Origin of the sequence: Promicromonospora sukumoe, from assembly GCF_014137995.1 — a bacterium.
In the GTDB taxonomy this organism is placed as follows: Bacteria; Actinomycetota; Actinomycetes; order Actinomycetales; family Cellulomonadaceae; genus Promicromonospora; species Promicromonospora sukumoe.
The window spans coordinates 469,337-488,969 of record NZ_JACGWV010000001.1 but is presented as its reverse complement, the minus strand read 5'-3'; the positions used below and the strand labels follow the sequence as shown (position 1 = coordinate 488,969).

Below are 19,633 nucleotides of genomic sequence, written 5' to 3'. Positions count from 1 at the left end.
GTTGCGGGATTCGCAGGCGTCAGAAACCGAGCCTGGTCTGCAGCCATGACACCGCGGCGCGGGCCAGCCGGTGCTGGTAGGCACGCAGCTCCGGCATGTCGGTGGGCGGCGGGTCCATCGACGACTTCACGTAGTGGCCGGCGAGCACCGCGATCCAGCAGGTGACGGCGTCGCGCTCGGTGCCGGGCGGCAGCCCGAACCGGCGCAGGGTGGCCTCCGGCGGCGGACCGTCGTTGGCCCGCACGTGCAGCAGCATCGAGACCAGGTCGAGGTACGGAGCGCCGACGCTGCCCCGGATCCAGTCCGTCACCAGCGGCTTCTCGCCCAGACGCGCCGGCAGCAGCACGTTCTGCACGCGCAGCGTGCCGTGCTGCAGGCTCTTGCCGGCGATCGCCTGGGGCGCGTGCTGAACGATCTCCGCGAGGCCCTCCAGCCGGTTGGCGAGCCACGGAGAGTGGTTGGCGAGCCCGGCCGGGCGCTTGTCCGCGAGGTAGTCCCAGGAGTCGGTGGGGAACACCTTCTCCTCGGGCAGGAACATCGGGTCGTCGGGCGCCTCGACCTCACCGATCCCCCGCACGACCTTGACCATGGCCGCGACGTCGTCGTCGGGCCAGGACTGGTCGATGGGCCGCACGCTGGACTTCACCGCGTAGCCGACCGCCAGCCACGTGCCCAGGTTCGGCAGCACCTCGTCGAGCGACCACATGAGCTCGGGGTGCGGGGCCGCCGCGGGCAGCAGCGGCGAGAGCTGGATCTCCTGCCGGAGGAAGTTCAGCGGGCCGGGCTGCTCCGTGCCGATCACCTTGATGAAGACGTGACCTCGCGTCGTCTGCACCTCGAACTGCGCGGCGGGCAGGATGCCGGAGTGGTCCGGCTGCCGGGCCGCGATCACCCGGGCACCGAGAAGGTCGGTGATGCGGTCACGCAGCAGGGGCGGCAGCTCGCGCCATCCGGGTAGGGCAGGGGTCACTGCGGCATCTTGTCGAACATGTCCGTGTACGGCAAGGAACGTATGTGCAATTCGCCCGCGATGTCGGTACGGCCACTCGCCTTCGAGACCTAAGTTTCTTCGCTCTGGAGGGCTCCAGAGCGAAGAAACTTAGGTCTCGAAAGAGAAGCGTCAGTCGCTGTGCTTGTCGCGCGACTTCCTCGGGACCGTAGGGGTGGGCGGCCTCGTTCCTCGGTCGCCCACCCCTGCGGCCGCGTCGTCAGTCGCGGGTCAGCTTGCGGTACGTGACCCGGTGCGGGCGCGCGGCGTCGGCGCCCAGGCGCTCGACCTTGTTGGCCTCGTACGACTCGAAGTTGCCCTCGAACCAGTACCAGTTCGACGGGTTCTCCTCGGTGCCCTCGTAGGCCAGGATGTGCGTCGCGACCCGGTCGAGGAACCACCGGTCGTGGGAGACCACGACGGCGCAGCCGGGGAACTCCAGCAGGGCGTTCTCCAGCGAGCCGAGGGTCTCGACGTCGAGGTCGTTGGTGGGCTCGTCGAGGAGCAGCAGGTTGCCGCCCTGCTTGAGCGTCAGCGCCAGGTTGAGGCGGTTGCGCTCACCACCGGACAGCACGCCGGCCGGCTTCTGCTGGTCCGGGCCCTTGAACCCGAACGACGCCACGTAGGCGCGCGACGGGATCTCGACGTTGCCGACCTTGATGAAGTCGAGCCCGTCGGACACGACCTCCCACAGGGTCTTCTTGGGGTCGATGCCGCCGCGCGACTGGTCGACGTACGAGATCGAGACCGTCTCGCCGACCTTGAGCTCGCCACCGTCGAGCGGCTCCAGGCCCACGATCGTCTTGAACAGCGTGGTCTTGCCGACACCGTTCGGGCCGATGACGCCGACGATGCCGTTGCGCGGCAGCGTGAACGTCAGGCCGTCGATCAGCACACGGTCGTCGAAGCCCTTCTTGAGGTTGTTGGCGTCCAGCACCAGCGAGCCCAGGCGCGGGCCGGCGGGGATCTGGATCTCCTCGAAGTCGAGCTTCCTGGTGCGGTCCGCCTCCGCGGCCATCTCCTCGTAGCGGGCCAGGCGAGCCTTCGACTTGGTCTGGCGGCCCTTGGCGTTGGACCGCACCCACTCCAGCTCCTCCTTGAGGCGCTTGGAGAGCTTGGCGTCCTTCTTGCCCTGGACCTCCAGGCGCGCCTGCTTCTTCTCGAGGTACGTCGAGTAGTTGCCCTCGTACGGGTAGAGGCGCCCGCGGTCGATCTCGCAGATCCACTCCGCGACGTGGTCGAGGAAGTACCGGTCGTGGGTCACGGCCAGGACGGCGCCGGCGTAGCCCGCGAGGTGCTGCTCGAGCCACAGCACGGACTCGGCGTCGAGGTGGTTGGTGGGCTCGTCGAGGAGCAGCAGGTCGGGCTTCTGCAGGAGCAGCTTGCACAGCGCGACGCGGCGGCGCTCACCACCGGACAGGAGCGTCACGTCGGCGTCCGGCGGCGGGCAGCGCAGGGCGTCCATCGCCTGCTCGAGCTGGGAGTCGAGGTCCCACGCGTCGGCGGCGTCGATGTCCTCCTGCAGCGTGCCCATCTCGGCGAGCAGCGCGTCGAAGTCCGCGTCGGGCTGCGCCATGAGCTCGGAGATCTCGTCGAACCGGGCCTTCTTGGCCAGGATCTCGCCGACGGCCTCCTGGACGTTGCCGAGGACCGTCTTCTCCTCGTTCAGCGGCGGCTCCTGGAGCAGGATGCCCACGGTGTACCCGGGCGACAGCCGCGCCTCACCGTTCGACGGCGTGTCCAGCCCGGCCATGATCTTGAGGATCGTGGACTTGCCGGCACCGTTCGGGCCGACGACGCCGATCTTCGCGCCGGGCAGGAAGTTCAGCGACACGTCATCGAGGATGACCTTGTCGCCGTGCGCCTTGCGCGCCTTGTACATGGAGTAGATGTATTCAGCCACTGCCTGTGTTCCACCGTTCACAAAAGGTACGTCGGATGGGTGCGCTCGCGCGGAGCGGGTGCCAGGGTTCGTCCGCGCAGGAGAACCCTGACACCCGCGGACCGCTGAGCACGACTGGCACCAGCCTACGCGGTCACCAGCTCCCGCCGCCCGGCCTCTGCCTCGATGTCGAACGGGTCGGTCTCGCCCGCCCGGGCCGCGACCAGCCCGCCGTCGTCCGCCGGGGCCCCGGGCAGCGCCGCCTGGTGGACCACCCGGGAGAATTCGACCTTGCCCTTGGTCGCGTCCACGCCGACCGACGTCGCCGCGATGACCAGGCCGGTGTGCGCCTTGCCGTCGGCGTCCTCCCACTCGTCGAGCTCGAGGCGGCCCGTGACGACCACCGGGTCGCCCTTGCGGACCGACCGGGCCAGGTTCGCCGCCGCCGTCCGCCACGCCTTCACCGTGAACCAGAGCGTCGAGCCGTCGGTCCAGTCGCCGACGTCGTTCACGTAGCGCCGCGTGCTGGCCACGCGAAACATGGCGAAGTCCTTGTCCTTGCCCGTGTGCAGCGCGGGGGTGTTGCCGGCGAAGCCGGAGACAGTCACCGTCACGTCGTTCATGGGGCCCTCCTGGGTGTCCGGGACCGGCCCTCGCGGCCGGCCCGTACCCAGCATCAGGCGCGGACGGAGCGCAGGTCGGTCAGTCGGACGCCACCTGTGGACGAAACCCGGATCTGGCTGCCTGTGGTCGCGTTCTCTTCCACACGGAGCGGTACCGACGGTCCGTCGTCGCGCGCACTCTGTGCGAGCTCGCGCACCGCGCGGTGCTCGTCGAGCAGCTTCTGGGTGGGCACGCCGAGGGTCTGCTGCAGCACCCGTTCCAGCGCCGCCCGGCCCGACGCGATGACGCCCTGCGCCCGGCGGGCGGCCAGCGCGCGGCGCAGCTGCATCGCCACGAGGAAGACCGCGAGCGCCGCCACCGCGGCGACGACGGCAGCCACGCCGAGCACGGTGGTCCACGTCTCGCCGACGGGCAGGACGTCCACCGAGGCGAGCACCGTCGCGATCCCCAGCACCACCGCGATCAGCACCGCCCCGAGCGCGAGACGGCGGGTGAGCGGCTGCGTCGTCGGGCCGCGGGTGTCCAGGGTGATTCCTTGCAGCGCGGTGGACACGGCGCCCGCGACGTCCCGGGCGGTCGCCACGCTCTCGGCGAGAGAGCGCTGCCAGCCCGGCTTGAGCGACTCCCCCGAGCCGGTGAGCCAGCGCGACCGGGACAGCGCGATCGAGTCCGGGTCAGGATTGCGGAACTCGGGCGAGCCGTAGCCGTTGCGCACCGCGGCGCCGACCTGGGCGGCGACCGACTCCAGCCCGGCCGCGCGGGCCAGGGCGTCGACCTCGCGCTCCAGGACCGTGTCGATGTGCCACGGCACCTCGGCCGGGGACTGGCCCAGCAGCAGGGTCGCGGCGGCGTCGAGCTCGCCCGCGGCGCGGCCGGCCGAGACGGACCGGCGGGCGACGGTCTGCTCCAGCAGCCCCCGCAGGTCCTCGATGCCGATGTCGGTCTTGGTGGACGCGGCGATGACCGGCACGTCGTCCAGGCCGTCGTCGCGCAGCAGGCGCTTCACGTCGTTGACCAGGTTGTCGCGCTGGCCCACGGGGACGGTGTCGATCTGGTTGAGCACCACCACGGTGGACGCGCGCATGCCCGACGAGTCGCGCAGGTAGCCGGTGTGCAGGGCGTCGTCCGCGTACTTCTGCGGGTCGACCACCCACACCAGCAGGTCGACCAGCGGCAGCACCTTGTCCACGACGTCGCGGTGTCCGGGCGCCACGGAGTCGTGGTCGGGCAGGTCCAGCAGCACGAGGCCGCTCAGGGCCGCCTCGTCGGCGGAGTCCAGCTCGCCCGCACGGGTGATGCGGCGCTCCCGCTCCACGCCGAGCCAGTCCAGCAGGGTCGCGGCGTCGTCGCTCCACGAGCACGCGGTGACCTTGGCGGTGGTGGGGCGCTTGACCCCGACGTCGGCGAAGGTGAGGCGGGAGATCTTGTTGAAGGTGCTCGACTTGCCCGAACCGGTGCCGCCCGCGAGCGCCACCACCGTGTGGTCCACGCCGAGCGCGAGTCGTTCGCGCACGCCCGCGACAGAGCTGGCGACCTTGCCGAAGACCGTGTCGTCGAGCCGGGACCCGGCGATCTGGAGGGCTCGGCCGAGGTCCTCGGTGCGGGCGCCGAGGGTCGCGTCGTGGCTCATCATGTCAGCCTCCTGAGCTCGGCCAGCCGGACACGGAGCGGAGCGGCCGCGTCGTCGGCTAGCGCGGGGACGTCAAGGGCACTCTGGACAGAACGGGCCTCTTCCGCAACCGCTAGCGCGACCTGGTCGGCGAGTTCGCCCTGAAGTTCCTCGATCGCGGCGCCCGCCGTCTCGCCGAGCACACGGTCCACGAGGTTCGCCGAGTCCTCGTTCCCGAGGGCGGTCGCCTGCAGGAGCGTGGCGAGCCCGACGTCGCCGAACGCCTTGCGGGCCCCCGCCGCGCGGGCGGCGGCCTCGGTGCCGGAGCTGTCGGGGTCGGAGTCCGCCATCCGACCGACGACGTCGTCGGCCAGCCGGGACCATTCCGCGGCGGTCCGCTGGCCCCAGGCGAGGCGGTCCTTGGCGCGGCTCGTCGCGGACGGGAGGATCGTCTCGCCGGCGGCCGGCGCCCCGGGTCCGGCCAGCGCGCCCTGGAGGCTCTCCTCGGTGCGCACGCCCGCGGCGACGAACGCGCGGGTCGCGGTGGCCTCGACCTCCTCGCGCAGCCGCAGGAGCGCCGTCTCGCGGGCCTTGCCGGCTCGCTTGGTGGTGCGGGCGATGCCGTCGCGCACGGTGACGCGGGAGATGTGGTCGGTGCTGGCGAGCTCCGCGAACCGCGCCGCGACCGTGCCCTCGCCCGAGGTGCCGGACAGGACGGCGGTGCGCGCGGCCAGCTGCGCGTCCGGGACCACCGACTGGACGGCGTTGCGCAGGTCGAAGGCGACCGTGCCCTGCTGCTCGACGGCGGTGACGAGGCCGGTCACCCAGTCCGGGAGGGCGCCGAGGGCACCCTTGAGGGTGCGCAGGATGACGGTCCGCGAGCGCTCGGGGCCGGCCATCAGGTTGAGCCAGCGCTGGATGGGCGCCACCAGCTTCGGGTCGAGCAGCCCCTCGTGCGGCCCGACGTCGGGCACGACGAACAGCGGCACGTCCTTCATGCCGCGCTCCTTCATGCGCGCGTTGAGGTCCGCCCGGATGGTCGTCAGGTTCTCCTTGGGCACCCGGTTGAGCACCATCGCGACGCTCGCCCCGCGCTCCTTGGCGCGGTCCAGGGCCTGCCACGGCAGGGCGTCGCCGTAGCGCGCCGCCGTGGTGACGAAGAGCCAGAGGTCGGCCGCCTCCAGGAGCTGGTGGGCCGTGGAGCGGTTCTCCTTGAGGAGGGAGTCGAGGTCGGGGGCGTCCATCAGCGCGGTGCCGCGCGGCACGCCCTCGTGCTTGACCAGCCGGGCCAGCTCGGTGACGGGCCCCGCGGTGAGCGTGTCGACGTCGCGCGGGTGCACGCCCACGACGGGCTCGCGGGTGGTGGGCCGCAGCACGCCGGCCTCGGACACCTCCTCGCCGAGCAGGCTGTTGAAGAGCGTGGACTTGCCCGCTCCCGTGGACCCCGCGAGCACGACGACGGCGGGGCTGGAGAGCTCGGCGAGGCGCGGCAGGAGGTGCTCGTCGAGCTGCGCGAGGAGGCGTTCCCGGGACGCCTCGGCCTCCTCGGTGCCGTCGACCGGCAGGGGCAGGGTCGCCGCGGCGACGTCGCGGCGCAGGTCGCGCACGACGTCGTGCACCGTGAAGCCGAGCTGCTCCGCAACGTTCGGGTCCACACCACCCCGACGGCCGAGCACAGCGGAGCGTGTTCCTGGAGTCACGGCTTCATCCTGATAGGTCAAGATCGTTCTGCCAAGCCGTAGAGGCTGGTAGATACGCAGAAACAACGGATTTGTGCAGGCTGTCGGAATAAACGCCCGACGCCCGACGACAGCAGATCAGTGCCCCCGGCAGGATTCGAACCCGCGACCTAGTCATTAGAAGTGACCCGCTCTATCCAGCTGAGCTACGGAGGCAAGCGAGCCGAGTTTAGCCTAGGCCGGGCCGGTCTTGACCATGGCAAATAGCGGCGTCACAGCGCCCCGCAGGCGACGTCGTCCGCGGGAAGCACGCCCGTGAGCAGGAACTCCGTGGCGATGTCGTCGGCGCAGTCGTTGCCCAGCCGCAGGTAGGACAGGTGGCCGCCCTGGTCGGCGGTCACCATGCGGGCCCGGTCCCCGAACGCGTCGCGCAGGTCCCGGGCTCCGGCCAGCGGCGTCGCCTGGTCGCGCAGGTTCTGCAGGATGAGCACGTTCGACGGCCCCTCGTCGGTGATCTCGACCTGGGGTTCGACCGGCTCCGACGGCCAGTACGCGCACGGTGTGACGTTCGCCCCTGCCGCGCCGAACATCGGGTAGCGGACCCGGTCGATCGCGACGTTGACCTGGTACCGCCAGAGCTGCTCCGGCCAGTCGGAGTCGTTGCAGATCACGTGGAGCTGGCTGGCCACGTAGTTGTCCGCCGGGATTCCGGCAGCCTCGGACGACGGCGCGGCCTGTTCGCCCGGGGTGGCCTGCTCCCCCGGGATGCCCGGATCGGCCGGCGCGGGCGCAGTAACAGCACCCGGAACCGGAACCGGCTCACCCTGGTCGAGCGCCTGCCACGTCTCGGCGAGCCCGGGCAGGCTGGAGTCGTAGTAGAGGGCGGCGAAGGTCGCGAAGCGGAAGGCCGCGCCGGTGTAGCCGTCGGGGCTCGGCGTCTTGTCCAGGCGCGCGGCCAGCTCGAAGTACTTGGCCCGCACCTGGCGGGGCGTCTCGCCGAGGCCGTACTCCGGACGTGCGGCGGCGAAGCGGGCGAAGTCCGGGAACCGGTCCTCGACGCCCTGCCCGAACAGCCGGGAGAACGAGGCGTCCCAGCCGCCGGGCCCGGTCGCGCTGTCGAGCAGGAACCGGTCGCTGTGCTCCGGGAACAGCGAGGTGTAGACCGAGCCGAGGTAGGTGCCGTACGAGATGCCGAAGTAGGAGATCGTCGACTCGCCCAGCGCCACGCGGATGCGGTCCATGTCGCGGGCGGTGTTGGCCGTCGTGACGTGCGGCAGCACGTCCGCCGTCGGGGAGGCCCCGCACTTCTCGGCCACCGCCGCCACGCGCTTCGCCTCGGCTCGGACGTCGGCCGCGCCCCGGGCGTACATCGGGATGTTGGTCGGCTGGTCCAGGGGCGAGAGGCCGCAGGTCACAGGCGTGCTGTGCCCGACGCCGCGCGGGTCCATGCCGATCACGTCGTACTGGTCCAGCAGCGCCTGCGGCAGCTTGAGCACGTCGCGCAGGCCCGCCGGGTAGGACAGGCCCTCGCCGCCCGGCCCGCCGGTGTTGGTCAGCAGCACCCCGCGACGCTCCTGCGGGTTGGTGCTCGCCAGCCGCGAGACCGCGACCTCGATGGTGCGCCCGTCCGGCTCGGCGTAGTCCAGCGGCACGTCGATCGTGGCGCACTCCAGCCCGGGCGCGGCCACGGCCTCCGGGCAGTCGCCCCAGGTCAGCGTCGGTTCCGGAGACGTCGCCGTCGTCGGTTGCCCGGCCGGGGACACCGCCGTCGTCGGCCAGGCCGCCGGAGCGGGCGCGGACGACGCCGTGCCCGGCGCCAGCGTGGCCGCCAGGAGCGCCACGGCGATCGTCAGCACGGAGACACGCATCACCTTGCCGTTCCGGGCCGGGACCTGCCTGGTCGTGCCCTGCCGGGCCGGCTCGGGTCCCTCAGGATCGAACGCTGGTGTCGAGGTCATCCCCCGATCCCACCCGTCCGCGACCGCGACCGCCAGTGCAGCCGTGTCACCGATTACCCGTGACAAAGCGCAGGGCAGACCATGACAGGGCGTCACTGGTGCGGCCTGGCGAGCCGGCACGACACTGCGGACCACGGACCGGTGAGTGTCAGGGGCGCGTCGTAGCCTTCCCGCATGCCCTCCGGAACGACCGCCCTTTCCCCCGACGCCGCGCGCCGGCTGCGCCTGCGTACGCAGGGCCTCGCGCTGCCCGACGGCGGACAGGCCGCCGCGTCGCCGGTCGACGTCGTGCGCCGGATGGTCGCGCTGCAGGGTCAGGACCTGCCCGCCGTGCTGCGCGCGATCGCCGTCCGGTCGCGGTCAGGCACCACCCTCGACGACGTGCGCGCCGCGTTCGACGGCGGCGAGCTCGTGCGCGGCTGGACGCAGCGCGGCACCATCTTCGCGACCACGCCGCGCGACCTGGCCGGGCTCGTCTCGCTGACGGGCGAGCGCGTGACGCACCTGGGCCGCCGGGTCCGCGAGGCCGAGGGCCTCGACGACGCGCTCGTGGACCGCGCGGAGGCGCTCACCCGGGAGCTGCTCGCGGCGTCGGAGGGGATTACGCGCGCCGAGATGATCGACCTGTGGCAGCAGGCCGGCGTGCCCATCGAGGGGCAGCGCGGGTACCACCTGATCGTCACCCTGGCGCTGCGCGGGGTGCTGCACTGGGGACCGTTCGCGGGGGCGCAGCAGCGCATGGTCGCGACGCCGGTCGCCGTCCCCGCCGAGCAGCCCGACGCCGCCCTGCGCCGCATCGCCCGGTCGTACTTCACGAGCCGCGGACCGGCCACGGTCGACGACCTGGCCTGGTGGCTCGGCCTGCCCAAGACGCCCGTGCGCGCCGCCGTGGCCGCGCTGCGCGAGGCCGAGCCGGACGCGCTCGCCGAGGTCACGGTGGACGGGCGGGTCATGCTCGTCGGGGGCGGGGTGCTCGGGGGCGACGCCGGGCTCGATCTCGGGCTCGACGAGCCCGGCGGCGTGGTGCTCGCGCCGGGGTTCGACGAGATCGTGCTGGGCTACCAGGACCGCGAGCTGGTCGCGGACGCCGAGGCGATGCGGACGGTCGTCCCGTTCACCAACGGCATCTTCCGGCCGGCAGTGCTCCTGGACGGACGGCTGATCGGCACCTGGCGGCGCGCGCCCAAGTCGGGCGAGGCGCCGTACGAGCTGGTGCCGGGCGTGGCGGCCCCGACCCGCACAGCGGTGGAGGAGGCGGTGGCGGCCTGGCCGCTGGGCTGAGCGTCACTTCCCGGTGACGCCCCCCGTGTTGACCACAGCGGTTGCTGCCAGGATCGCGCCCGGCGTGGCAGCAGCTGCTGTGGTCGACACCTGGGGCCGCGGCTGAGCGGGCGGCGGGTCAAGATGGAGCATGCTTCTCGCCGAGGTCGCCGCCACGTCCGACGCCGTCGCCGCCACGCGCTCGCGCCTGGCCAAGCGGGCGGCCATCGCCGACCTGCTGCGCCGGACGGCGGACGGCGCAGACGGCGTGGGCGGAGCGGCGCCGTCGGAAGCCGTCACCTCAGACCCGGCCGACGCCCCAGGCCGGGCCGGCGACCTCGAGATCGTCGTCGCCTATCTCGCCGGGGCGCTGCGTCAGCGCCGGACGGGCCTCGGCTACGCCGCGCTGCGCGACCTGCCGCCGCCGGCCGTGGACAGCACGCTCACGGTGCGCGACGTCGACGCCGCGTTCGACGCGATGGCCGCGCTGGAGGGCCCGGGTTCCGCGCAGGCCCGGTCGACGGCGGCCGCGGAGCTCTTCGGCGCCGCGACCGAGCGGGAGCAGGCGTTCCTGCGCGGACTGGTCGCGGGCGAGCTGCGGCAGGGGGCGCTCGACTCGGTGGTGGTCGACGCCGTCGCGGAGGCCGCGGGCACCCCCGCCGACGCCGTCCGCCGCGCCGTCATGCTGCGTGGCGCCACGGGACCGGTCGCGAGCGCCGCCCTTCTCGCGGACGACCCGCTCGCCGCGCTGGCGGACTTCACGCTGGAGGTCGGGCGGCCGGTGCGGCCGATGCTGGCCGCCTCGGCGCCGGACATCGCGGCGGCGTTCGAGAAGCTCGGCTCCGGCGACGAGCCCGTCGAGCTGTGCGTGGACGTGAAGCTCGACGGCATCCGCATCCAGGTGCACCGGCTCGGCGACGAGGTGCGGGTGGTGACGCGGTCCCTGGACGACATCACGGAGCGCGTGCCGGAGATCGTCGAGGCGGTGCGCGCGCTGCCGTCGGACCGGCTGGTGCTGGACGGCGAGGCGCTCGGCGTCGGTCCGGACGGTGTGCCGCGGCCGTTCCAGGAGACGGCGTCGCGGTCGGCGACGCACGAGCCGGGGCGGGGGTCGGCGCGCGGCCCGGGACGGGCGACGTCGGCGGAGGAGGCGCTGGCCGACCAGTTCCAGCTCACCCCGTTCTTCTTCGACGTGCTGCACGCCGACGGGCGCGACCTGCTCGACGCCCCGCTGCGCGAACGCCTGACGGTGCTGGACGAGGTCGCGGGGGCGCACACGGTGCGCCGCCTGCGGACGTCCGACCCGGAGGCGGCAGCCGAGTTCTTCGCGGGCGCGCTCCGCGAGGGCCAGGAGGGCGTGGTGGTCAAGTCCCTGGACACGCCGTACGCGGCCGGACGACGCGGCGCCGGCTGGGTCAAGGTCAAGCCCCGCAAGACCCTGGACCTCGTGGTGCTGGCGGTCGAGCGTGGTTCGGGCCGCCGCCAGGGCTGGCTGTCCAACATCCACCTGGGCGCGCGGGACCCGGAGGGCGGCTTCGTGATGCTGGGCAAGACGTTCAAGGGCATGACCGACGAGATGCTGCAGTGGCAGACCGAGCGCTTCCGCGAGCTGGAGGTCGAGGACAACGGCTGGGTCGTGACGGTGCGCCCCGAGCAGGTGGTCGAGATCGCGTTCGACGGCCTCCAGCGCTCGACCCGCTACCGGGGCGGCCTCGCGCTGCGCTTCGCGCGGGTGCTGCGCTACCGCGACGACAAGACCGCGGCGGAGGCCGACACGATCGACACGGTCCGCGCGCTCGCCGTCTGACGGCTCCGGGAATTCGTGTCGACCGACCTCGACCAGTTCGGCAGGATGACCGCATGACGGGTTGTCGATGAGCGCGGAGACGAGCAACGAACACCCGGAGCAGGCCGGCTCGGACGACGCCTTCCAGGTCGCGGAGCTCCGGGCGGCGATCGAGCTCGCGCTGGACGCCTTCGTGGCCGAGCACGGCAATCAGGTTCCGGTGGAGCACGACCACTACTGGCACCTTCCGGTCGGCGCCGCCTTCGATCTGCGGGGCGAGCCACGCGATCTCAGCGTCGGACAGATCAGCGATGACCTCGACGAGATCCGAGGATTCGTCGCGGAAGCGGACGCGACCCCCGCGTGGCACGCGCTCAGCCACGTCGTCGGCCTCCTCCGATTGCTGGAGAAGGTCGCTCGACCTTGACCCGCCTCTGCGGGTCCCCTTCGAGACCTAGGTTTCTTCGCTTTCCGGTGGCTGAAAGCGAAGAAACCTAGGTCTCGAAGGGGAATGCGGCCGACGACGTTTGGCGGGGGCCCGGCGTCAAGACTCCGGGTCGTACATGAGCTCTCGGACCTCCTGGGCGCAGCGACAGCCCTCCGCGATCCGGGCGGCCCACTTCAGGGCCTCGTCGCGCGAAGCCACCTCCAGGATCGAGAACCCGCCGATCACGGCCTTGGTCTCCGGGAACGGTCCGTCGGTCACAGCGCCGTCGGTCCCGACGACCGACGCCCGCTGTCGCTCCAGTCCCGCGCCGAAGATCCAGACGCCAGCATCCTTGGCCGCCTGCACGACCGCGTGCGAGGCCTCGGCCACGGCGGGCAGGTCCTCCCGCGGGAACGTCATCGCACCGTCGTCGAACGAGATCAGGTATCGCGGCATCGCAGTCCTCCAGTCTCGGCGGCCCCGTCGGGCCGGACTCCACCGAGGTGGACGTCGTCCGCCCGCGAAACTCATCGGCGTAGCCGGGGAGCAGTTCCCCGGGGGCCGGCCCGGGAGTGCACCCGCGCGCCGACGACGGTTCCCCATATCTCGCGGTGGTGTCCGGACTGGTCCGGGCGGACGTTGTGCCCACAGGTGGGTAATGCTGAGCTAGCGATGGAAACTCAGTGTTACCTGTTCGGGGCGCACATCATTCCCCCGGAGGTCGGCCGGGGCACCGGGCCACGCTCGCGGCAGCGGCCTAGATCCGGACGGCGTCGCGGAGCAGCCGGGCGTAGGGGTGCTCCGGGTCGTCGAAGACGCTCGACGCCGGGCCCTGCTCGACGATGCGGCCTTCCTGCATGACGGCGAGGTCGTCGCTCATGTGCAGCGCGACGCCGAGGTCGTGCGTGATCAGCAGGTATGCGAGGTCGCGTTCCCGCTGGAGCCGGTCAAGCAGGTCGAGCACCTGGGCCTGGACCGAGACGTCGAGCGCCGAGACCGGCTCGTCGAGGACCAGCACCCGGGGCTCGGCGGCGAGTGCCCGTGCGACGGCGACGCGCTGCCGCTGCCCGCCCGACAGGTGCAGGGGTCGGCGGGCGGCGAGCGCCGGGTCGAGGCCCACGGTGTCGAGGAGCGCCGAGATCTCCGCGCGCACGGGTCCGGGCCGGACCGACCGGCCGTGGGTGACGGCGTCGGCGAGGACGGCGCCGACCGTCCAGCGCGGGTCGAACGAGCTGAGGGCGTCCTGGAACACCGCGCCGATCAGCGAGCGGCGCGGCCGCCGTCGGGCCTCGGGGAGCGGGCTCCACGGCTCGCCGAGCAGCGTGACCTCGCCGGCGTCGGGATGCTCCAGGCCGAGCAGGAGCCGCGCGGTGGTCGACTTGCCCGACCCCGACTCCCCGACCAGCCCTAGGGTGCGGCCCGCCCGCAGGGAGAACGACACGTCGTCGGCGGCGACGATCTCCCGCCCGCCGACATGAAACACCCGCGACAGCCCCCGCGCCTCGACCAGCACGCCCTGTGCGTCGCCGTCGGCGTCGGTCAGATCGAACGTAGAGACAGTCGCTTTATCGGCGCTCAGAGAGCGACTATCTCTACGTTCACTACCCGCGGCCGACGGCGCGACGACGGCGGGGGCCGACGACGGCGCGGCGGCGCCCCCGGGCGACGACGCGGCATCGCCGACAGCGCCCACCGGCGCCGCACCGGCACCCGCACCCCCGGTCAGCGACTCCCCCCGCGGCCGGCCCGCCGGCACCGCGGCGACCAGCTTGCGCGTGTACGGGTGCCGGGGGCGCTCGAACACCTCGGCGGGCGTGCCCTCCTCGACGACGACGCCGTCGGTCATCACGAGCAACCGGTCGGCAATACCGAGCACCACCGACAGGTCGTGGCTGATGAGCAGCACGCCGGTGCCCTCGTCGCGCAGCTGCCCCAGCAGCCGGAGCACTCCGGCCTGGACGGGCTGGTCGAGCGCGGTGGTGGGCTCGTCGGCGATGACGAGCCGCGGGTCGGCCGCGATGCCGGCGGCGATCAGGGCACGCTGCCGCTGCCCGCCCGAGAGCTGGCCGGGTCGCTGACCGGCCCGGAGCTCGGCGTCGGGCAGGCCGACCCGTTCCAGGAGCTCGACGGTGCGGACGCGGCGCGCGGCGGCGTCGAGGTCGGTGTGCAGGGCGAGCGTGTCGCCGATCTCCCGGCCGACGGGGCGCAGCGGGTCGAGCGAGACCAGGGCGTCCTGCGCGATGAGCCCGACGGTGCCGCCGCGCAGCCGGCGCAGGCGCCGCCCGGACAGGGACAGCACGTCCTGCCCCGCGACCGACAACAGCCCGGCCGAGACCCGCGCCCCGTCCCCCGCCAGGCCGACGACGCTGCGCGCGGTCACGCTCTTGCCCGAGCCGGACTCGCCGACGATCGCCACGCACTCGCCCGCCGCGACCTGGAGGCTCACGCCGTCGACGACCCGCCGCCCGCCGAACGACACGACAAGATCCCGCACGTCCAGCACGGGCTCCCCCACGGGACCAGGCGTCACCACACTCACGAAGCACTCCTGTTCCGCTTCTGGATGCCCCGCCCGATCACGGTCGCGGCGGCGGCGCTGGCGACGATCGCGAGCCCGGGGAAGAACGTCATCCACCAGAAGTTGGCGATGTAGGTGCGCCCCGCGGCGAGCATCGCGCCCCACTCGGCGGCGGGCGGCACGGCGCCCAGGCCGAGGTAGCTCAGCGACGACACCCAGATGATCGCCTGCCCCAGCCCGAGCGTGGCGAGCACGAACAGCGCGGCCGTCACGTTCGGCAGGATGTGGCGCACGGTGATCCACAGCCGGCCGCGGCCCAGCACGCGCGCGGCCTCGATGAACTCCGCCGACGCCGTGCGGCGCACCTGGGAGCGGATGATGCGCGCGTACCCGGGCGCGGTCGCCAGCCCGACGGCGATGGTCGAGCTCAGCACGCCCGGCCCGGTGACCACGATGAACAGCAGCGCCAGCAGCAGGCCGGGGAACGCGAACAGCACCTCGACCACGCGGGTGGTGCCGAAGTCGAGCCAGCGCGGCCCGAGTCCGGCCACGAAGCCCAGCACGATCGCCAGCCCGATGCCGATCGCGGTGGCGAGCACACCGATCAGCAGCGACTCCGAGGCGCCGTGCACCACGCGCGTATAGATGTCCCGGCCGGACTCGTCGGTGCCGAAGAGATGCGCGAACGACGGGGGCTGGAAGGCGTCGGCGTGCGAGACGGCGAGCGGGTCGCCGGGCGCGAGCAGGCTCGGCCAGAGCGCGGCGACCACGAGCAGCAGCAGGAACACCGCGGCCAGCGCCTCCGCGACCGAGAACCGGGACCGGAACCCGCCCGCACGCCGCGACCCGGCGCCCCGGAAAGTCAGGCTCATTCCCCCACCCCCCGGGTCCGCGGGTCGATGACCCGGTCCGCGAGATCGGTCACCAGCGTCATCACCGTGTACGCGAGCGCCACCACCAGCACGATCCCGGTCACGAGCGTCACGTCGCGGAGCTGGACGGCGGACAGCAGGCTGCGCCCGAGACCCTGCCGGGCGAACACCGACTCCACCACGACGGCGCCGCTGATCAGCGACCCGAACGCCCAGCCGGACAGCCCGACGGCGGGGATGGCGGCGTGCCGCAGGGTGTGCCGCCAGAAGATGCGCACCTCGCTCTCGCCGCGGGCCCGGGCCGTGGTGACGAACGGCGACTCCATGGCGGTGAGCAGGGACTCGCGCATGACCTGGCCGAGGAACCCGGCGAGCGGGATGGCCATGGTGAGCGCGGGCAGCACGATGCCCAGCGGCCCGGGCACGCTGACGGGCGGCAGGATGCCGAGGGTCAGGCTGAAGAACAGGATGAGCACGGTCGCGAGCCAGAAGTGCGGCACGGCGGCGGCGACCAGCTCCAGCCCGGAGCCGATCGCCCACGCGACCCGTCCGCCGCGCACGCTCCACGCCGCCAGACCCGTGGCGAGCGCCCACGCGAGGGCGAGCGAGACCAGGGCGAGCGTGAGCGTGGCGCCGAACTGCTCGCCGATCGCGGTCAGCACCGGCTTGTGCAGCGAGTACGACTGCCCGAGGTCGCCCGTCAGCAGCCGCCCGAGGTAGGTCAGGTACTGCACCACGAGCGGCTGGTCGAGCCCGTACTCGCGGCGCACCTGCGCAAGGGCCTCGGGCCCGGCCTGCGAGCCGGGGCCGCCGAGGATCGCCTCCGCGGGGTCGCCGGGCACGAGCCGGAGCGCGAAGAACGTGATCGTCGCGGCCGCCCAGAGCACGAAGAGGACCCCGCCGGCGCGCAGGAGCAGCCAGTGCCGGTTGCCCGGCACCGGCTTCCTGCGCGCCCCGGTGGTGGGGACCGGAAGGGTCAAGGCACCAGCCAGGCCCCGGCGAAGGTGGGCGTCGACACCGTCGGCATCGCGCGCAGCCCCTGCACGGCCGACGACCGCAGGAAGTGGTTCTGCTGGTCGTACAGCGGCAGGATGTAGTAGCCCTCCAGGATGATCCGCTGGGCCTCCTCGTAGAGGCTGGCCCGCTCGCCGGCGTCGCTCGTGGCGGAGGCCTGGGTCAGCAGCTCGTCGAGGTCGGCGTCGTCCACCTGCGCGAGGTTCGCGAAGTACCCGCTGGGCGCCGGCGTGATCGAGTCGGAGTGGTACAGGATGCGCAGCACGTCCGGGCCGACCTTCGTGTACGGGGCGCTGACCAGGTCGTACTCGTTCTCGGCGAGCACGCCGTACCAGCTCGACAGGTCCAGCGGCTGGAGCTTGATCTCGAAGCCCTCGGTCTTCGCGTCGGCCTGGACCTGCTCGAACAGGGACTGCTCGGCCGGGATCGACTGGTTGGTGCTCACCGGGAAGTCGAGGGTGAGGCGCTCGCCGTCCTTGACGCGGTAGCCGTCGGCGTCGCGCTCGTCCCAGCCGGCGTCGTCGAGCAGCGTGCTCGCGCCGTCGGTGTCGACGGCGAACAGGTCGGGCAGGCTCAGGCCCAGCGGCTCGACGCTGGACAGCGGCGAGTACGAACGCTCGGCGGTGCCGAAGAAGAGGCTCTGGATGCCGTCGTCGACGTTCACGGAGCGGATGAACGCCTCGCGCACGCGCTCGTCGTCGAACGGGGCCTTGCCGGAGTTGAGCTCGATGCGGTTGGACGCGCCGGGACGGGGTGCGTCCAGCTCCTCGATCGCGTCGTCCGACTCGGCCGACTTGATCGTGTCCGGCTGGGCGTTGTCGATGACCTGCACCTCACCGGACTGCAGGGCGGCGTAGCGGCTCGCGGAGTCGGGGATGAACCGCCACACGATCGAGTCGAGGTACGGCAGGTCGCTGCCCTCGGTCGCCTCGGCGACGTCGGCGGGCGGCGAGTTGTAGTCGTCGTTGCGGACGAGGGTCACCGAGTCCTGGCGCTCCCAGGTGTCGACGACGAACGGCCCGGTGCCGACGGGCGCCGCGCAGTTGTCCTCCTGGCTGCGCTCCAGGGCCGTGGGCGACTCCATCGCGACCCACACCTGCGACAGCGACTCCAGCAGCGCGGAGTCGGGGGCGCTCATCTCGAACCGGACCAGGTGGTCGTCGACGGCGACGACGTCCTTGATCTTCGCCAGCGCGAGGTACCCGGTCGACGACGCCGTGGCCGGGTCCTGCACGTGCGCGATGTTCGCGGCGACGGCCTCGGCGTCGAACGGGGTGCCGTCGGTGAACGTCACGTCGTCGCGGAGCGTGAACTCCCACTCCAGGCCGTCGTCGCTGGCGTCCCACTCGGTGGCGAGCCACGGGACCACCTCGCCGTCCTCGTCCAGCGAGACGAGCGACTCCAGGTACTGGGTGGCGATGAGCGCCTGCGGGTAGTTGCCGCCGACGTGCGGGTCGAGGCAGGACGGCTCGGCGTCGCCCGACGCGTAGGTCAGGGTGCCGCCCGTGACGGGCTCGCCGGACGGTTCGCTGCTGGTCCCTCCCCCGGGCGAGCAGGCGGCGAGCAGAAGGGCGACGGCGGCCGTGACGACGACGGCGGCACGCGGGCGGGAGAACCGGCGCGAGGGCATGGCTACGGGTGCATCCTGTCTGGAAGGGTGTCCGAACGACTTCGTTCATGCTCCCAAACCCCGGGGCCGGGCGGGCATATTCCGTGGTCCGGGCTCGGGTGAGGCGCGCCACACCCGGTACATACCGGGCATACGACGACGCCGGCGCCCGGTCCGCGCTCCGTCCGCGCGCGGGCCGGCAGCCTCAGTAGCTGTTCGGCGCCAGGACCGACTGCCAGTGCCAGGGCTCCGGGTTGCGCCCGGTGGGCTCCGCGAACGGCGGGTGCACCCAGCCGTAGGCCTCGCCGTTGGCCTGGAGCCACTGGTACTGCGCCGACCCGAAGGTTTCCGCGCCGCCGCCCAGGTCGACCGCGAGGCCCGTGCCGTGGTTGGAGCAGCCGGGCGGCGCGGCGGTCTTCGACGCCGGGTCGTACAGCGCCTCCTGCTCGGCGTAGGTGCGGTAGGAGGAGTTGACCGTCAGGTTCACGCCGAACTCGGCGGCGAACGCCGCGTTCAGGTCGGTCAGCCCGCTCACGACGTCCGAGCGCACGGCGTGCCCCGGCGCGAACGGGAGCTGGGCGAGCTGGGCCGGCCCCAGCCGCCCGTTGTCGGCCGACCACACCTGGTCCGGCTCGGGGCAGGTGCCCGTGGGCCCGGCGGACGCGGTGACGCCGTCGGGGCCGGTCCCGGTGCCGAGGTCGGTCGTCGCGGCACCCGTCGTCCGGTCCGTCGGGGCGGCGGAGGCGCCGCCCGCCGCCTGGACGCCCTCGCGGCGCTCCCGCCCGGACGCGGCCACCGCCTCGGTCGCCTTCCGCAGCGCGGCACCGGCCGCGCGCGCCTCGTCGCGCAGGACGGCGGCCTGCTCCCGCAGCGCGGCGGCCTCCTCGTGCGTGCCCGACGGCGACCACGTCACCGCGGCCAGCGCCGTCGCCACCCGCTCCGCCTCCTCGATCGCCGCGCGCAGCTCCGCACGCTCGGCCCGGCCCGCGGCCGTGTCGTCGCCGCCGCGCAGCAGGGCGCGCGCGGACCGCACCTCGGTCTCCAGCTCCGCGGCCAGGACCGTGCTGTCCGCGACGGCGGTCCGCGCGACGGTCTCCGTGGTGTGCCCGGCCGCCCGCTCGCGGACGTCGCTCAGGACGGTCGCCGGCACCGCCGCCACCGTGCCCGGGTCGAGCATCCCGAGCGCCCAGGCGGTGCCCGACGACGCCGTCACGCCCAGCACGACGGCCAGGACGAACAGCACCGCCGGGTGGCGCCGTCGACGGCGCCCGTGGCGGCGTCCGGCGGGGGCACGACGGCGCGACCGGGCGGACCGGCGGGACCGCCGCTGCTCCGGCCACAGGGACGTCTCGGGGGGCACCGGAGCAACGTACGCCGCGCGCCGCCGCGGCGCAGCGAATACCTGCG

Annotated in this window: 15 protein-coding genes and 1 tRNA gene; 3 read left to right on the top strand and 13 right to left on the bottom strand. The window is 73.1% G+C overall.

The annotated features are described in order from the left end of the window. Positions 1–19 precede the first annotated feature (19 nt). The 7 genes from FHX71_RS02250 to FHX71_RS02220 all read right to left on the bottom strand — a co-directional run bounded on the left by FHX71_RS02250 (position 20) and on the right by FHX71_RS02220 (position 8,740). Positions 20–970: a phosphotransferase gene (locus FHX71_RS02250; RefSeq protein WP_182614223.1), complete on the bottom strand. Its 951-nt coding sequence runs from the start codon at positions 968–970 to the stop codon at positions 20–22. 238 nt (positions 971–1,208) lie between these two features. Beyond that, positions 1,209–2,891: an energy-dependent translational throttle protein EttA gene (gene ettA, locus FHX71_RS02245; protein WP_182614222.1), complete on the bottom strand. Its 1,683-nt coding sequence runs from the start codon at positions 2,889–2,891 to the stop codon at positions 1,209–1,211. A 125-nt stretch (positions 2,892–3,016) separates the two neighbouring features. Beyond that, positions 3,017–3,493, bottom strand: a complete 477-nt coding sequence (locus tag FHX71_RS02240; RefSeq protein ID WP_182614221.1) for a single-stranded DNA-binding protein — start codon at positions 3,491–3,493, stop codon at positions 3,017–3,019. A gap of 53 nt (positions 3,494–3,546) precedes the next feature. Beyond that, positions 3,547–5,127 carry a GTP-binding protein gene (locus FHX71_RS02235; RefSeq protein ID WP_182614220.1) on the bottom strand — a complete coding sequence of 527 codons (1,581 nt, stop codon included), beginning with the start codon at positions 5,125–5,127 and terminating at the stop codon, positions 3,547–3,549. After that, positions 5,124–6,803 carry a GTPase gene (locus FHX71_RS02230; protein ID WP_312876896.1) on the bottom strand — a complete coding sequence of 560 codons (1,680 nt, stop codon included), beginning with the start codon at positions 6,801–6,803 and terminating at the stop codon, positions 5,124–5,126. Before FHX71_RS02230 ends, FHX71_RS02235 begins: the two co-directional genes overlap by 4 nt. A gap of 121 nt (positions 6,804–6,924) precedes the next feature. Beyond that, a tRNA-Arg gene (locus FHX71_RS02225) sits at positions 6,925–6,998 on the bottom strand. Between the two features lie 56 nt (positions 6,999–7,054). Continuing rightward, on the bottom strand, positions 7,055–8,740 hold the full coding sequence (locus FHX71_RS02220; protein WP_246402148.1) for an alpha/beta hydrolase: 1,686 nt from the start codon (positions 8,738–8,740) through the stop codon (positions 7,055–7,057). Between the two features lie 174 nt (positions 8,741–8,914). Between FHX71_RS02220 and FHX71_RS02215 the strand changes: the two genes are divergently transcribed. The 3 genes from FHX71_RS02215 (at position 8,915) to FHX71_RS02205 (ending at position 12,213) form a co-directional block, all read left to right on the top strand. After that, positions 8,915–10,021, top strand: a complete 1,107-nt coding sequence (locus tag FHX71_RS02215) for a winged helix DNA-binding domain-containing protein (RefSeq protein WP_182614219.1) — start codon at positions 8,915–8,917, stop codon at positions 10,019–10,021. 130 nt (positions 10,022–10,151) lie between these two features. Then, complete coding sequence (locus FHX71_RS02210; protein WP_182614218.1) at positions 10,152–11,807, top strand: ATP-dependent DNA ligase; 1,656 nt, start codon at positions 10,152–10,154, stop codon at positions 11,805–11,807. 67 nt (positions 11,808–11,874) lie between these two features. Then, entirely contained in the window at positions 11,875–12,213 is a 339-nt protein-coding gene (locus FHX71_RS02205; protein WP_182614217.1) for a hypothetical protein, read from the top strand. Positions 12,214–12,330: 117 nt separating this feature from the next. Here FHX71_RS02205 and FHX71_RS02200 read toward each other — a convergent pair whose 3' ends face one another. The 6 genes from FHX71_RS02200 to FHX71_RS02175 form a co-directional block, all read right to left on the bottom strand. Beyond that, complete coding sequence (locus FHX71_RS02200; protein ID WP_182614216.1) at positions 12,331–12,669, bottom strand: YciI family protein; 339 nt, start codon at positions 12,667–12,669, stop codon at positions 12,331–12,333. Between the two features lie 301 nt (positions 12,670–12,970). Then, on the bottom strand, positions 12,971–14,752 hold the full coding sequence (locus tag FHX71_RS02195) for a dipeptide ABC transporter ATP-binding protein (protein ID WP_312876895.1): 1,782 nt from the start codon (positions 14,750–14,752) through the stop codon (positions 12,971–12,973). Next, a complete protein-coding gene (locus tag FHX71_RS02190) occupies positions 14,749–15,603 on the bottom strand; it encodes an ABC transporter permease (protein ID WP_182614215.1) in 855 nt (284 codons plus the stop codon). The genes FHX71_RS02195 and FHX71_RS02190 overlap by 4 nt, the downstream gene beginning before the upstream one ends. Continuing rightward, entirely contained in the window at positions 15,600–16,583 is a 984-nt protein-coding gene (locus tag FHX71_RS02185) for an ABC transporter permease (protein WP_220489429.1), read from the bottom strand. The genes FHX71_RS02190 and FHX71_RS02185 overlap by 4 nt, the downstream gene beginning before the upstream one ends. Next, positions 16,580–18,247 carry an ABC transporter substrate-binding protein gene (locus FHX71_RS02180; protein ID WP_182614214.1) on the bottom strand — a complete coding sequence of 556 codons (1,668 nt, stop codon included), beginning with the start codon at positions 18,245–18,247 and terminating at the stop codon, positions 16,580–16,582. Before FHX71_RS02180 ends, FHX71_RS02185 begins: the two co-directional genes overlap by 4 nt. Before the next feature lie 184 nt (positions 18,248–18,431). Continuing rightward, a complete protein-coding gene (locus FHX71_RS02175; RefSeq protein WP_182614213.1) occupies positions 18,432–19,586 on the bottom strand; it encodes a M15 family metallopeptidase in 1,155 nt (384 codons plus the stop codon). Positions 19,587–19,633 lie beyond the last annotated feature (47 nt).